At 64.4% G+C, this 14553-nt stretch carries 12 protein-coding genes; 4 read left to right on the forward strand and 8 right to left on the reverse strand.

The window, feature by feature from the left end:
- Positions 1 to 99: 99 nt before the first annotated feature.
- From Y88_RS18370 to Y88_RS18380, 3 genes are read left to right on the forward strand one after another with little or no spacing between them, the layout of a single operon-like run.
- Entirely contained in the window at positions 100 to 867 is a 768-nt protein-coding gene (locus Y88_RS18370; RefSeq protein ID WP_008071995.1) for an FCD domain-containing protein, read from the forward strand.
- Complete coding sequence (gene lldD, locus Y88_RS18375) at positions 864 to 2000, forward strand: FMN-dependent L-lactate dehydrogenase LldD (RefSeq protein ID WP_008071997.1); 1137 nt, start codon at positions 864 to 866, stop codon at positions 1998 to 2000. The genes Y88_RS18370 and lldD overlap by 4 nt, the downstream gene beginning before the upstream one ends.
- Positions 2001 to 2042: 42 nt before the next feature.
- Positions 2043 to 2594 (forward strand): FUSC family protein, encoded by a 552-nt coding sequence (locus Y88_RS18380; RefSeq protein WP_008071999.1) that lies wholly within the window; start codon positions 2043 to 2045, stop codon positions 2592 to 2594.
- Here Y88_RS18380 and Y88_RS18385 read toward each other — a convergent pair.
- The 5 genes from Y88_RS18385 to Y88_RS18405 form a co-directional block, all read right to left on the reverse strand.
- The gene (locus Y88_RS18385; RefSeq protein WP_008072000.1) at positions 2586 to 4667 is read right to left on the reverse strand and encodes a putative bifunctional diguanylate cyclase/phosphodiesterase; all 2082 of its coding nucleotides are present in this window, start codon (positions 4665 to 4667) and stop codon (positions 2586 to 2588) included. The two genes, Y88_RS18380 and Y88_RS18385, sit on opposite strands and share 9 nt — an antisense overlap.
- A 191-nt stretch (positions 4668 to 4858) precedes the next feature.
- Positions 4859 to 5761, reverse strand: a complete 903-nt coding sequence (locus Y88_RS18390) for a DUF481 domain-containing protein (RefSeq protein WP_018076018.1) — start codon at positions 5759 to 5761, stop codon at positions 4859 to 4861.
- 97 nt (positions 5762 to 5858) lie between these two features.
- Positions 5859 to 7442 carry an efflux transporter outer membrane subunit gene (locus Y88_RS18395; RefSeq protein ID WP_008072006.1) on the reverse strand — a complete coding sequence of 528 codons (1584 nt, stop codon included), beginning with the start codon at positions 7440 to 7442 and terminating at the stop codon, positions 5859 to 5861.
- Complete coding sequence (locus Y88_RS18400; RefSeq protein WP_008072013.1) at positions 7429 to 8505, reverse strand: HlyD family secretion protein; 1077 nt, start codon at positions 8503 to 8505, stop codon at positions 7429 to 7431. Before Y88_RS18400 ends, Y88_RS18395 begins: the two co-directional genes overlap by 14 nt.
- Before the next feature lie 12 nt (positions 8506 to 8517).
- Positions 8518 to 10191, reverse strand: coding sequence for an MFS transporter (locus tag Y88_RS18405; protein WP_008072015.1), 1674 nt, complete (start codon positions 10189 to 10191; stop codon positions 8518 to 8520).
- Positions 10192 to 10315: 124 nt separating this feature from the next.
- Here Y88_RS18405 and Y88_RS18410 point away from each other — a divergent pair, with 124 nt between their 5' ends.
- Positions 10316 to 11263, forward strand: coding sequence for a LysR family transcriptional regulator (locus Y88_RS18410; protein ID WP_008072019.1), 948 nt, complete (start codon positions 10316 to 10318; stop codon positions 11261 to 11263).
- A 10-nt stretch (positions 11264 to 11273) separates the two neighbouring features.
- Here the strand turns inward: Y88_RS18410 and Y88_RS18415 are convergent, their stop codons facing one another.
- The 3 genes from Y88_RS18415 to Y88_RS18425 all read right to left on the reverse strand — a co-directional run.
- Positions 11274 to 12599, reverse strand: coding sequence for a M20 family metallopeptidase (locus Y88_RS18415; RefSeq protein ID WP_008072020.1), 1326 nt, complete (start codon positions 12597 to 12599; stop codon positions 11274 to 11276).
- A gap of 14 nt (positions 12600 to 12613) precedes the next feature.
- Positions 12614 to 13897, reverse strand: a complete 1284-nt coding sequence (locus tag Y88_RS18420) for an amidase (protein ID WP_018076020.1) — start codon at positions 13895 to 13897, stop codon at positions 12614 to 12616.
- On the reverse strand, positions 13894 to 14553 hold a 660-nt coding region (locus Y88_RS18425), incomplete at its 5' end, for a VOC family protein (protein ID WP_232281141.1). The genes Y88_RS18425 and Y88_RS18420, both read right to left, overlap by 4 nt.

Raw genomic sequence — 14553 nt, forward strand, 5'->3', positions numbered from 1 at the left:
GTCAGACCAATTTCCTTGCCATAAGACCAATTCGTCCTATATGAGCAACCAATTCGATAATTGGTAGGTCCAATCTGGACCGCGCAGGAATGGTGGTCGATGAGCGAGGACAGGCTCGATCTGCAGGGAAAGATTCGCGATCTGATCGCATCGCGCGGGCTTGGCGCCGGTGACCGGCTGCCTGCCGAACGGGCGCTGGCGGTGGAATTCGGCGTGTCGCGGTCGCGGCTGCGCGAAGACATCCAGCAATTGGTGAGCCAGGGCCATCTGGTCAGCCGTCGTGGCGGCGGGCATTTCGTGGCGGTGCCCGAGCCGGGCGAGCCGGTTCGGGCCGCCTTGTTGCCGCTGGCCTCGCTCGCGCGCAGCGAGGCGGGTTATTGGCACGACGTCATGGAAATCCGCCTCTCGCTCGAAGGGGATACCGCGGCCCATGCCGCCTTGCGCGCGAGCGAGGAAGACAAGGCGCGGCTCACCAAGCTGGCCGATGCGTTCCATGCGGCCTCGGCAGACCCCGCCGCGCTGGCCCATGCCGACGCCGCCTTTCACCTGGGCGTGGCACAGGCCGCGCACAACGTCGTACTCGTGCAGGTCATGGACGGGCTGCAAAGCCTGCTCGAAGCGAGCATTTCGGAAAGCCTGCTGCGGCTCTACCACTTGCCGGGCATGATCGACGAACTCGACGCACAGCATCGCGCCATTCTCGACGCCATTCTCGGCGGCGAAGCCGAAACCGCCCGCGCGGCAGCTACCCGGCATCTGGCCTTCGTCACCGATCGCCTGCGCATGGTCGAAGAGACCGAGGCCCGGCAACGCCGCGCCGCTCGCGCACACCTTCACATGACAGCCGGGAAAGGACCTTCGGCATGATCATTTCCTCCACGCTCGATTATCGCAAGGCCGCGCAAAAGCGGCTGCCCCCGTTCCTGTTCCACTACATCGACGGCGGCGCCTATGCCGAACAGACGCTGGAGCGGAACCAGAGCGACCTGCACGCGATCGGCCTGCGCCAACGCGTGCTCAAGGAAGTAGGTGAAGTCGATCTTTCGACCAAGCTCTTTGGCGAGGACCTCGCCATGCCGGTCGCACTGGCGCCGGTCGGCTTGACCGGCATGTATGCGCGGCGCGGCGAAGTACAGGCGGCGCAGGCAGCCGAAGCCAGGGGCATTCCCTTTACCCTGTCGTCGGTCTCGGTCTGCTCGATCGAGGAAGTGGCGCGGCAGACCACGCGCCCGATCTGGTTCCAGCTCTATGTGCTGCGCGATCGCGGGTTCATGCGCAATGTGCTCGACCGGGCATGGGCGGCGGGCGTGCGCACGCTGGTGTTCACCGTCGACATGCCGGTCCCCGGCGCGCGCTATCGCGACGCCCATTCGGGCATGTCCGGCCCTCGCGCGGCTTCGCGCCGCATTCTTCAGGCCATGCTCCATCCGCACTGGGCGTGGAATGTCGGGGTCATGGGTCGCCCCCACGATCTGGGCAACGTTTCAGCCTATCTGCAGAAAAAGACCGGGCTCGAAGACTATGTCGGGTGGCTCGGCGCGAATTTCGACCCCGGCATCGGGTGGAAAGACCTGCAATGGATCCGCGACACATGGAAAGGGGCGATGGTGCTCAAGGGCATTCTCGACCCCGAAGACGCACGCGAAGCGGTCCGGTTCGGCGCCGACGGCATCGTCGTGTCGAACCACGGCGGGCGTCAGCTCGACGGGGTGCTCTCGACCGCCCGTGCGCTGCCTCCGATTGCCAACGCGGTAAAAGGCGATATCCGCCTGCTCGCCGATTCCGGCATCCGCTCGGGCCTCGATGTCGTGCGCATGGTGGCCTTGGGCGCGGATTGCGTCCTGCTCGGGCGGGCCTTTGCCTATGCCCTGGCCGCGGCGGGCGGCGCAGGGGTCGCCAACCTCCTCAACCTGATCGACAAGGAAATGCGGGTGGCCATGACCCTGACCGGCGCGCGCCGAATTTCGGACCTGTCGCCAGACAGTCTGGTTTCAGCGTAAATTGACGATGACCCCGACGGCTGACTGCGGCACCATGCAGCCATGACACCCGACACCGACCCGATCGTTCCCATCACCGATGGCAGCCCCGGCGCCGATCATCGTCTGGACAGGGCCCGCGACATCGCTTTCGTGGCGCGCTGTTCGGCGGCGGCGACGATCGCTTATCTGATCGCCAATGCCGTCGGGCTCGGCCATCCGGTCTGGGCCTCGGTCTCGGGCATCATCGTGTCGCAGGAACGGCTCGACGAAACCCGGACCGCCGTGCTCTGGCGCCTTGCCGGGACGATCGTGGGCGTGATCGCCGCGATCGGCAGCGGGCTTGCCACCGCCATGTTCGGCGGCGGCACCGCATCGCAAGTCGCCGTGAGCGTCGCGGTCAGCGCCATGGTCGTGCGCCGCTGGCCCTTGCTCAAAGTGGCGATGTGGACCGGCCCCATCGTGTTCATGACCCGGCCGCCAGGTTCTACCCTGCTTGAAGCCGGGCTGTCACGCGGCGGCGAAGTCCTCATCGGCGGAGTGGTTGGCGCCTGCCTTCATGTGCTCGCCGAAATCGCGATCGATATTCTGGAAAAGCGCAACGCGTCACGCTGACACCACGCCCTTTCCCTGCAACAGGCGACGCGTGAACGCCTCTGCGGGCATCGGTCGCCCGAACCAGTAGCCTTGCCCGAAATGGCATCCTGCTGCGGCCAGCAGGTCGCGCTGCTGCTCGGTTTCGATCCCTTCGGCAATGACCTTGATGCCGAGCTTCTCGGCCATGACGATCATCGCCTCGCACAGCGCCAGATCCTCCGACCCCGGCGCGAGGCCTTGCACGAACGAGCGGTCGATCTTGAGGAAATCGACATCGAACTTGCGCAGATAGGAGAGGGAGGAATAGCCCGTCCCGAAATCGTCGAGCGCCAGACCGCTGCCGATCCGGCCCAATTGTTCAAGCTGCCCACGCACGACCGGGGTCTGTTCAACCAGCAGTCCCTCGGTGATCTCAACGACGAAACGGCTGCCGCACAGCCCCAGTTGCGCAAGCTGCGTCGTCCAGGCATCGAGCGCGTTATCGGGACGCCGGAATTCCACCGGTGAGCGGTTGATGCCGAGCTGGATCGGCGGACACCCGGCGCGGTCCCACCTCGCGACCTGATTGGCAGCCTCTTCGAAAACCCATTGCCCGATCGCATGGATGCTTCCCGCCTGTTCGGCGACAGGAATGAAATCGCCCCCGCCGATCAGGCCGAGCCGGGGATGTTCCCACCGCAACAGGGCCTCGGCCTTGAGCACTTCGCCGCTGTCGAGTGCCACGATCGGCTGGTAATAGAGCCGAAACTGCTTCTCGACGAGCGCATGACGCAATTCCATCGCCATGCGCGACCGGTGGCTCGCCTCCTCCTGAAGCTCGCGATGGAAATGGCTGAAACGCCCCTGCCCTTGCGCCTTTGCTTCGTACATCGCCTGATCGGCATGACGGATAAGCTCGTCGGCGGCGGCCCCGTCGTCGGGATAGACCGCGATCCCGACGCTGGCCGAAGCGTGGAGGATGTCCGCGCCGAATCGATACGGCTCGCTCAGCGTCGCCAGCAGGCGCTGCACGACATTGTCAATTTCCTGATCGTCGCGGAACGAACGGAGGATCAGCGTGAATTCGTCCCCGCTCAGTCGCCCGATGACATCACTTTCGCGCAAATGGCTTTTCAACCGCCGCGCCGCTTCCCGCAAGACTTCATCGCCCTTGTCGTGACCGAAGGCGTCGTTGATTTCCTTGAAATTGTCGAAATCGAGGAAAATCACCGCCAGACGCCGCTCTTCGACGGCAGAGCTCAGAATATCCCGTTCGAGCCGTTCATAGAACATGCGCCGGTTGGGCAATCCGGTCATCATGTCGAAATTGGCGTGGCGCCAGATCGCTTCCTGCGATTTGCGCTGCTCGGTGACGTCCTCGATGATCGACCAGATATAGGACTTGCCGTCGCTACCTTGCAGAAGGACACCAGTCAGCCGCAAGGGAACGCAACAACCGTCCTTGCGGATATATTCTTTTTCATAAGGGCCATAGTGCCCGAATTCGAGCAAGCTTCGGAGCTGGATCTGCTCGGCCTCGGCATATTTGCGGGGCGTCAGCGCCCAGTAATCAAGCTTGCGGATCTCGTCTGGGCTGTAACCACAGATTCGGCAGAACGCCTCGTTGAATTCAAGGTATGCGCCGTCCATCGTGGTGAGCGCAATGCCGAGCGGGCACAGTTCGAACAGACCGCGCAACTTCTTTTCGCTGTCGCGCAGTTCCAGTTCCAGCCGCTTGCTCTCGGTAATATCGACCGAGGCATTGAGCATATGGCGCAATTGCCCGTGTTCATCGAAAATTGCCCGGCGCAAGGTACGCAAAGTGCGGCACGCCTGCCGCTCGTCATCCCAGATGACGTCCTCGCGTTCGCCGCAGCAATCGTCCCCGGCGGCACAATCGCAAGGCTGGACCGAACGCAGCGGGATGGCCCGCGCGGCAAGATCGCGCAGGGCGGCGGGACCGGCTTCTCCCCAGAGCGCTTCCGACTCCCGGTTGAGGGAAACGCGCCGACCGTTCCCATCCTCAAGCGAAAGGGCAACTGGTATAGTATCGAGCAACAGCCGCACACGGTCATCGGCCAGGTTGAACATTTCCATCATCCATTCGGACAAGAGCCAAGGAATGCCGATGGCAAATCCACTTTATCATCGCCCCCAATGCCCCCGATCACTGTGATGTTGGGCAACCTTATCTCGAATTTAATACATCATAATTTAATTTATATGGATAACATAACCTTAACCGTTAATCTGTTCGCAATGAATATCTTCGGAAGGCAAACGATATTCACAGATCAAGACATTCAAAATCCATAGACAAGGGTAAACCTGGTCAAGGTATCGGTGGTCCGATAGGTATCCGTAGGCTGGCTGTTATAGGTCAGCTGGTAGGCGGCGCGTACGGATATGGTGCTGTTGATTTTTAACGTCAGTGCGCTGAGCGAGGTCAGGCTGGTATTGGTATTGCCGCTCAACATGGTCGCATCTTCATTGAACGACAATGTCTTGGAAATCTTCCACAGGCTGTTGAGCTGAGCCAGTCCGGTCACTTCGTTCGCATTCGGCTCGTCGAGGTAATCGGTGCGCCGCCATGCCGGAGCAAGCTTGAGATCGACCGAGAAATCGTGTGCCGCGATGACGCGATAGCCGATGCCCCCCGACAGCGACACACGTGAATTGTAGCCCGAAAAGCGGTTCCGTTCGTAAAGCGCAGAACCGAAGACAAAAACCCGGTCGCTGAACTTGTAGTCGGATTCGAGCCCGAATTGCAGTTGGTTGCGGTCGGTCACGCCACTCGACCGCTCGTAATCGACCAGAGCGTTGAAATTGTGCCGCCAGTGCAGCCCTTCCTTCTTGAGCTTGAGCCCGACGGTCACACCCACGGTATCGGTATTGCCCGAGGATTGCGAGGCGCCGATCTGGCCTTCACCCTTCCACCCCTGAAAGAACCGCTCATTGCGCAGCTTGTCCTCTTTGACAGAAGCAACCTGGGCCCGGCGATGGGCAACGATCCCGTCGATCTCAGCCGCATTTTCGGGCGCGGCCTTTTTCAGGTACTTGGCCACCGTATCGATGTCGGCATCGTTCCCGCTCGCGATCGCCGCATCCAGCGCCGCCCGCAACGGCGGCGCCAGAGCTGTGTGGTCCTGCCCCGGATGATCCGGCGCAACCTGTTCCTCTGCACCATGGGCCGGAAAGCCGCCCAAGACGGTTCCCGCGACGAAACAGGGTAGGACACGCAAATGCAACGGCACCTCTCGAAAACGGCTTTCGCCCTTGTTCTAGGCCGTAAATCGCAAGGCGTCACCCGGGCGCGAGGCGCGTTACCCCCCCTTGCGCATGACACGGCTTGCCCGTGCAATCGGGATAGACCGTGTCCCACCCGCCGCCGAGCGCGCGGTAAAGGCGCGTCGAGGCCGAGGCGATGTCCGCGCCCGCTTCGGTCAGAGTGATCTCGTTCGTCTGCAAGGTCGCCTGCATGGTCAGGACGCGCAAGAAGTCGCCCGAGCCCGCTTCGTATTGCCGTTGCGCCATATCGAGCGCGACGCGGTTGGCTTCCACTTCGTCAGCAAGGCGCCCGCGCCGGGTCTGCGCGGCGCTGAGGTCGGCCATGGCGTCGTCGATTTCCTGCCACGCCTTGAGCATCGTGCGTTGCAGGGCAATCGCGGCTTCGCGCTGTTCGGCACGGCGCAGGCGGACCTGACCTTTAAGCTTGCCGCCTTCGAACAGGGGCAGCGTCATCGTCGGGCCGAACCCATACTGGCGCGAGGCCCATGTGCCGAGATTGCCGAACTGCAAGGCCTGAATATCAAGGCTGCCCGACAGAGTGAGGCGCGGGAAGAATTCCGAAATCGCAACACCGATGCTGGCCGTCGCGGCGTGGAGCTTTTCCTCGGCCATGCGCACGTCGGGGCGCCGTTCGGCCAGTTGCGAGGGCAGCCCGACGGGCAGATCTTTGGGCACCGGCGGCACGGCTTTGACTTTGCCGAGTTCAGCCGTCAGCGCGCCGGGTTCGCGCCCGACCAGAAAGCTCAATGCGTTGAGCAGATGCGCTTCCTGACTGCGTAGCGCAGGCAGGCGCGCTTCGAAATCGTGCATCTGGCCATTGGCGGCGGCCGTCTCGAACCGGGCCGAGGCCCCTTCCCTTTCGCGCAGGCGGGTGAGGTCGACCAGACGTTTCGCGGTGTCGAGATTCTGCCCGGTCAGCGCGATCTGCGCCTGCACGCTGCGCAAGGCGATATAGTCGCTGGCGGTTTCGGCCATCAACGAGACGAGAATGTCGCGCCGCTGGTCCTGCGCTGCCTGCAAGGTTGCATTCGCGACTTCGATCTGGCGGCGGACATGGCCCCAAAGATCGACTTCCCACGAGGCGCTGACGCCATATTGTGGCAAGTCGAAATCGCTCGATCCCGACGAACCCGACGCCGCAGCAGGTCCGAACCCCTGCTGGCCGCTGGCAATCGTGCCGGTGCTCTGGTTCACGCCGGTGCCGAGCAGGCTCATCACCCCATTGGGGCTCGCGCGTTCGCGGGCATAGGAGGCCGCGCCATCGACATGCGGCAACCGCGCCGCGCGAGCGATATTGCGCTCGGCAAGGCTCTGGTCGAGCCGCGAGGAGGCAATCCGCAAGTCGAGATTGCCCGCCACGACCTGTTCCTCGAGCGAGGTCAGTTCGGGATCGCCGTAAAGCTCCCACCACCGCGCCGTGATCGGCTGGGTGGTCACATGGCTGTCGGCGGCAGGCAGGCTTTCATGCCATTGCGCCGGGGCGGGCTGAACCGTGTGGTGATAGTTCGGCCCGACCGTGCAACCGCCCAGAACCGCGAGCGAAAGCGTGGCGGAAAGCAGGCGCCGCAGGCGCGCACGCGTGCCGTCAGTGCCAGGCATAGCGTTCGTCTCCGGCATGGGCGCCATTGGCGGGGGCAGCCGTGTCGATCTTCGCCTCGACCGACATGCCCACGCGCACCATCGCGGCCAGAGGCTGTCCGGGATCGAATGTCAGCTTGACCGGAATGCGTTGGATGACCTTGGTGAAATTGCCGGTCGCGTTGTCGGGCTTGATCGGAGAGAACGCGACTTCGCTTGCCGGGGCAACGCTGTCGACATGGGCGTGCAGCACTTTGCCTGGGAAAGTATCGACCCAGACGCTCGCCTGCTGTCCGGGGCGAATGCGGGTCAACTGGGTTTCCTGGAAATTGGCGACGACATAGGCGGCCTGTGTCGGCACGACTGCAAGCAGGCCGGTGCCCGCCTGAACATAGGCCCCGACGCGCAGGCCGCGCGCGCCGACCCGGCCGAAGACCGGCGCCTGAATGGTGCAATAGGACAAGTTGAGCCGCGCCTGCTGTTCCGCGCCGCGTGCCTTGTCGAGCTGGCCTTCGGCTTGCTGCAACTGTGCCTTGAGCACGGCGATCTGGCCGGTGGCATTGCTCACTTCGGCCTGATCGTGGGCGCGGGTGGCGTCGGCGGTGGCGGCCTTGGCTTCGGCGCCCTGCCGCAATTCCTGCGGGCTCGCGCCGCCTTCGGCCAGATGGCTGTAACGCGCGCGGTTCTGGCGAGCGAAGACGAGGTCGGCCTCGTCCGCACGGACCGTCGCCCGTGCGGCGTCGATCACCGCCTGCTGCCGGGCGATGTCGGCCTTGAGCCGGGCGACATTGCCCTCCATCGCCGCGACATCGCCTTGCGCCATGGTCAGCGCGGCGCGGAAATCATCGTCCTCGATATGGGCAAGAACCTGGCCCGGGCGGACCATCTCGTTGTCTTCGACCAGGACCTTGTCGATGCGCCCGGCGACTTTGGGCGCGACCGTGGTGAAATCGGCTTCGACATAGGCGTCATTGGTGGTCTGTTCGGGGCCATCAGCGGCGAAATAGCGATCGGCGGCAATGGCGCCACCGGCCAGCAGGCAGGCAGCCGCCCCGGCAAGGACAAGCGGTTTTGCGAAAGGCATGAAGGTTTCCCGTCAGTTTTGAGGGACAAGATCGGAAGAAGGTTCGCCCGCCGGGAGATCCGCCGGAGGGGGCGGGGGCACCGGTTGCGGGGGATAGACCCGCGCAGGCAGCAGCGCGTTGAGCGCGATGTAGCCCACGCACAGGATGGCGATCAGCAGATAGATATCCGCCAGCGTCAGCGTGATCGCCTGTTCATGGACATAGCCGTGAAAGACTTCGAGCGCGGTTTGGGCCTGTTTCCCCCCGTCGGGCCCGCTCGTCGCGAGCCCCCCGGCAATCGGGTTGCCGACAAGGCCGGGCAGGACATGGACATCATGGCCGACCCGGTCGAGCAACATGACCGAGTGGAAATTCTCGCGCGTCCGCAAGAGCACGGCAAAGATTGCAAAGGCCAGCGCATTGGCAAGCCCTTTCAACATGTTGACCATGCCCGAAATCATCGGTCCATCCGCCGGACCCAGCGCCATCGTCGCCAGCATCAGCGTCGGGATGACCACCATCGGCTGACCGAAAATCTGCAGGGCCTGGATGAGATAGAAATTCTGGCGCATCCATTCGGGATTGATCCCGGTGCCAAGGAACGCCGCCGTGGCAAGGAACGCCATGCCGCAGCCCAGAACCCACCGGCAATCGACCGCGCGCATGTTGCAGAACGCCGCTGTCACCGGCAGCAGGATCAACTGGGGCAGGGCGACAATGAGAGCGACCGGCGCGATCTGTTCAGGCCTTTGCCCATGGACCTCTTCCAGGAAGGTCATCGGCACTTCCATCATCAACCCGCAGATGACGAGCGTTCCGACCAGCGTCATCAGCGACGAGGCGATATTGCGATTGCCCCAGAACTGGACACGGAAGAACGGGCTGTGATGGAACCATTCGTGCGCGATGAACGCGACGAAAAGGACGCCCCCGAAAATCGAGAGATGGACGATGAGCGGCGAGGAGAACCAGTCCAGTCGCTCGCCGTGGTAGAGCACCGTCACGACCGCCGTGATCGAGGGCACGCCCAGCACGAACCCGCGCCAGTTGAACTGACGAAACCGTTCCCAGTGCGACGGGTCGCGCGGCAGGCCCCAGGCGATCATCGCGATGGCGATCGCGCAAAGCGGCAGCGTTTCCCAATAGAGCCATTGCCAGCCGAGATGACCGAACAGCAAGGCTTCGAGCGGGCCGCCCAGATTGGGGCCGAATGTCGCGCTCATCGCATAACCGCCGATCCCGAACACGCGCAGATGCGGCGGCAGGTATTTGAGCATGACCGTCATCAGGATCGGCGGCAGGCATCCGGCCGCGAGCCCCTGACACGCGCGCAACACGCACAACGACACGACATCGGGCATGTACGGCGCGGGCAAGGCCAAAAGCGCCAGCGCCGCCGTGATGAACAGGGTAAAGCGATAGATCGAGAACGTCACATAGAACCACGGCGTAAAGGCCATGGCGGCGATGTTGAACGCCTCGTACGTGGACAGGAACCAGACCCCTTCGTCATGGCCCAGATGCATCTGGCCGCTGATGTCGGCGAGTCCGATTTCGGTGATGTGTTCGTTGAAACCAGCGACATGGACCGCCAGCAACACGCCCAGCGCCCCGACCACGGTCCGGATACCGAACGGCGGAATGTAGGACGGCATGGGCGGTGCGGCCAGCGGGGTCGGCGCCGGATTGTGCAGGTGCAGCTCCATGAACGCCCCATTGTCGCACTGCAGCACGGGACAGAACCATCATTTTCGAATTGCCGGAACCTCATATTTGATGGCATCGACGACTGGTCATCGACCGGCCAACCTCTAGAAAGCTGAACGATTCATGCGGGGCTACGATCTCAACCTCTTGCGCGCGCTCAAGGCGCTGGTCGAAGAAGGCGGCGTGACGGCAGCCGCCCGGCGGCTTCAGGTCAGCGAGGCGACGATGAGCCGCCACCTTGCCCAATTGCGCAAGGTTTTCGGCGATCCCGTGCTGGTGCGTTCGGGCCGCGACATGGTGCCTTCCTCGCTTGCGCTGTCGCTGGGCGAGAAAGTGCGCGGCCTCATCGCGGAGGCCGATCTTCTGGTGCAGGGAGACGAGGCGGAGGACCCCGGACAGTTCGAGCGGAAATTCGTGATCCGCGCCGCCGACTTGCTGATTGCGGCCTTTGCCGGTCCGCTGCTGCGTCGCATGCTGGATCAGGCGCCGCGCTGCGAACTGGTCTTTGCCCCCGAAGCCGACGACCCGCCCGAGGACGCGATGCGGTCTGACGCGATCGACCTCTATCTGGGCGCGACGACCTCGCTGGCGCCGGAAATCCGCCGCCAGACGCTCGGGCGCGGACGGATGGATTGCCTTGTCCGACGCGACCACCCGATCTTTACCCAAGGGATCTCGGCCGAAACGGTCGCCGCCTACGACCACATCAGCGTGTCGCGCCGGGGTCGCCCCCACGGCCCGATCGACCAGCAATTGCGCGCGCGCGGCCTGCAACGCCGGATCGTTCTGGTCGTTCCCAACTATTACGCGATGGTGGACCAGATCGCGCAGTCCGACATGATCCTGCCGCTGCCCACCATGGTCATCAGCCGCCTCCCGCTCGACGCGCTCGGCCTTGCCAGTTTCGAATTCCCCTTCCCCCTGCCCTTGACCGATTTCTTTCAGGCCTGGCACCCCAAATGGGACCGCGACCCCGCCCATCGCTGGCTCCGCCGCCAGATGTTCCAGGTGGTGAAGACGGTCTTCACCACCCGTTCCCCGGACGATCCCTCGAGCGCCCCGGGCGCGTGACCGTCTGCCCCTAAAGCCCCAAGTCCTCGCGTGGGCGGGTCAGGGTGTCGATCACCGCATAGGCGATCTTGTGGGCGCAGGGGATGAGATCGGGGACATATGTCGCGCCCATGCCGCCCAGTCCTTCGGCGACAGGTTCGGGCGAGCCGCTCGCGGGCCAGGGCCAGCCGATACGGGCGGTGGGAACGCCCAGACGGCGCAGCGCGGCCCCATCGGTCTGACCGCCGAGAAGGTCGGGTTCGGGATAGTCGCGCCCTTCGACATGTTCCCAGCCGCGCTGGGCAGACTGAATGATCCAGTTTTCGGGATCGGTGGTCCCGCCCGGGGTCGATCCAACCATCTCCCAATCAAGGTCGATGTCGGGATGGGCGGCGCGGAAACCGGCGATGAAGGCTGCGAACTGGGCTTTGACATTCCCCGGCGAGGTGCGCGGATTGATGCGGACGTCGCACAGGATCTCGGTCGCGGCGGTCGGGAAAGCGGGACGTTCGGGCCACCCCCCGCGCACCCCCGCGATCCAGCCGTGGGGCTTGATCTGGCCCGAGGTATTGGCCTCGGCATAGTCGATCAGCCATTGTTCGAGCGCGGTGATGACGGCAGCGGCCGGAACCACCGAGCTGCGGAAATCGGGCAAGCCGCGCGGCACCCCGGCATAGCCCAGCGTGCCCTTTACCGTGATGCGGAACCAGCCCATGCCCGGTTCCTCGTGATAGACCCAGTTCCACGGTTTCATGATGATCGCGAAATCGGGCGCCATGCCGCGATTGAGCAAGTGGAACACCCCGTTCGACATGCCCGCATTGTCGCGCGCGGGGATATTGACCGGCATGCCCCCGTCGGCAAACCCGATGGTCAGGTCACCGAGCAGATCGACGCCGGATTCGGCGACTGCGGTCGCGATCTCCACAATCGTTGCCACCATCGCCTTGGGATTGGACGAACCCAGCCCATAGACCCAGTCGCCGACCATATGTGCGCGCGGTTGCAGAGCGACCGTGCGGTTCGGCCCTGCCCAGGGATAGTCGCTGTCGTCCCCTTCAAGATGAGTGTCGATCGGCGCATAGAGCAGGAGATCCGCGCCGCGCCCGCTGCCCCGCCGTTGCGCCAGCACATTGCCGGTGGTCTCGCTCATCGGTTTATAGGCACTGGCAAATCCCGCTCGGCCGAGCTTTCCGGCAATGAATTCGCTGGCCGCGCGGGTCGCCCCGGTCGGGCTGTGAATGTCGGTCAGGTCGAACAACAATTGCCGGAGCCGACCGGGATCGATCCGGGCGCAGACCCGCTCGTAAAGTGCCTGCTGTGCGGGAGTGAAAGGGATCTTTCGGGTGTCGGGCATGGCGGGATGTCCTGTCAGGATGGGATCGGATCGAGCAGACGCGCGGCTTGCCCGAGCGTCAGGCGGTCACTGCCCCGCCGTCCGTTGAGTTGCAGTCCGAGCGGCAATCCGCTTTCGTGCCCCGCCGGAAAACCCAGGCTGGGCGTGCCGAGCGCGGTCCACGGGCGGCAGAAGACGGGATCACCGGTGCTGTCGAGCCCGGCAGGCGCGATCCCCGGCGCACTCGGCGCGAGGATCAGATCGGCCCCGGCAAAGATTGCCCCCTCCATCTCCCGCGCGCGATCCTGCACCGCGCAGGCCTGCGCATAGGCGTCGCCGGACAAGGCCAGTCCGCCGTCGATGAACGCGCGAAAGACTTCGCTGACCTTGTCCGCCCGTTCGCGGCGGATGGAGAGCAACAGGCGCGCGCATTCGTACTGGTGGATCACCTTTTGCGCCGGGCCCAGTTCTTCCAGCAAGGCGGGCGCGCCGATGCCGATGACCCGATGACCCGCCGCCGCGAACCGCCGAGCCCAACGGCCGAGCGTTTCGCCCATGGCCGCGCTTGCCCCGGCCCAGATCCCTCCTTCGACCACGCCGATGGTGAGCGGCCGGTCATCGACGAAAGCGGTCTCGGCTTCGTCGGCGAGAACGAGATCCGCGAGCGCGAGGTCGGCGACGCACCGTGCGAACGTGCCGACCGTATCGAGCCGGTGCGACGTCTCGATCACCCCTTGCGCCGGATAGCGGCCATGGCTGGGCTTGAACCCGAACGCGCCGCAGAACGAGGCCGGACGGATCACCGATCCCGCCGTCTGGGTGCCGAGCGACAAGGGCACCTGCCGGTCGGCAACCGCGGCGGCCGACCCGCTCGACGATCCGCCGGGGGTGTGCCCGGGATCGGCAGGATTGCGCGTGGGACCGGGGCGGTACGTCGCAAATTCGGCCGTCACCAGCTTGCCCATGATGATCGCGCCCGCCGCGCGCAACCGCGCGGTCACCGGTGCGTCAGTATCGGGATAGTGCCCGGCGAAAGCCTCCGACCCATATTCGGTCGGCTGCCCCACAGCGTCGATCACGTCCTTGATACCTACGGGTACCCCGTGCAGCGGTCCGCGCGGTCCTTCGTACGCATCCGCCGCACGCGCCGCCGCCATCGCCGCCTCGCGGCCGAGATGGGACCACGCCAGCACCGCCCGATCGCGCTCATCGATGCGCGCGATGAGAGCCTGCATCAGATCCTGCGCCCTCAGCGTCCCCGCCGCGATCGCGCTCGCCGCCTCGACAACGCCCAATTGCGTCCAGTCGCGCCCCGTCATGCGGGCGTCCTGTGGCCATAGAGCATCGGCTGATCATAGAACCGCACTTGCCAGTCGGGCCCGACCAGCCGTCCACCCCACCCGTATTCGAGCCCGTATCCCCCCTGCGTGCGGATATAGAACGAATGGACGTGGTCGTTGGTATGTTTGCCCAGATCCATGATCATCGGCAGCGCCTTGTCCCGCGCGACATCATAGGCATAACCGATGTCGTCGTATTCCTGCGCCTCCACCATCAGATGGTTGAACGTCCCGCTGGTCCGCCCCATGCACAGGTTCATGATGGCAAGGCTGTGGTGGCGCGGATTGCAATGCAGGAACACCGCCTCCGCATCGGCCCAGCCCATGTAGTCGGTAAGGCCAAAGCCCATGACATCGCGATAGAACGCCACCGCGCCTCTGACGTCGTGCGTGTGAAAGACGACGTGGCCCAGCCCGAGCGGCCCGGTGCGATAGCCGGTGATCCCGCGCGTCGGCACAAAGGGATAGCGGTCGCTGAATTGCCCGGCGACGAGTTCAGTCTCGACATCGAGAAACGGTTCGCGAAAGCGGTAGAGGCGATAGACCCGCCGTTCCGCGCAAAGCTCCGCGCTGCCTTCGGTCACGTCATGGCCGAGCGCGCGCAGCCGTTCGACCAGTGCCTCGAGCGCGTCGGC

The organism is Novosphingobium nitrogenifigens DSM 19370 (genome assembly GCF_000192575.1).
Classification (GTDB): Bacteria; Pseudomonadota; Alphaproteobacteria; order Sphingomonadales; family Sphingomonadaceae; genus Novosphingobium; species Novosphingobium nitrogenifigens.

Coding starts and splice junctions, on each gene's coding strand:
- Y88_RS18415 (WP_008072020.1), bottom strand. CDS start 12,599: ATGCCCGACACCCGAAAGATCCCTTTCACTCCCGCACAGCAGGCACTT.
- Y88_RS18420 (WP_018076020.1), bottom strand. CDS start 13,897: ATGACGGGGCGCGACTGGACGCAATTGGGCGTTGTCGAGGCGGCGAGC.
- Y88_RS18370 (WP_008071995.1), top strand. CDS start 100: ATGAGCGAGGACAGGCTCGATCTGCAGGGAAAGATTCGCGATCTGATC.
- Y88_RS18400 (WP_008072013.1), bottom strand. CDS start 8,505: ATGCCTTTCGCAAAACCGCTTGTCCTTGCCGGGGCGGCTGCCTGCCTG.
- Y88_RS18410 (WP_008072019.1), top strand. CDS start 10,316: ATGCGGGGCTACGATCTCAACCTCTTGCGCGCGCTCAAGGCGCTGGTC.
- lldD (WP_008071997.1), top strand. CDS start 864: ATGATCATTTCCTCCACGCTCGATTATCGCAAGGCCGCGCAAAAGCGG.
- Y88_RS18380 (WP_008071999.1), top strand. CDS start 2,043: ATGACACCCGACACCGACCCGATCGTTCCCATCACCGATGGCAGCCCC.
- Y88_RS18395 (WP_008072006.1), bottom strand. CDS start 7,442: ATGCCTGGCACTGACGGCACGCGTGCGCGCCTGCGGCGCCTGCTTTCC.
- Y88_RS18405 (WP_008072015.1), bottom strand. CDS start 10,191: ATGGAGCTGCACCTGCACAATCCGGCGCCGACCCCGCTGGCCGCACCG.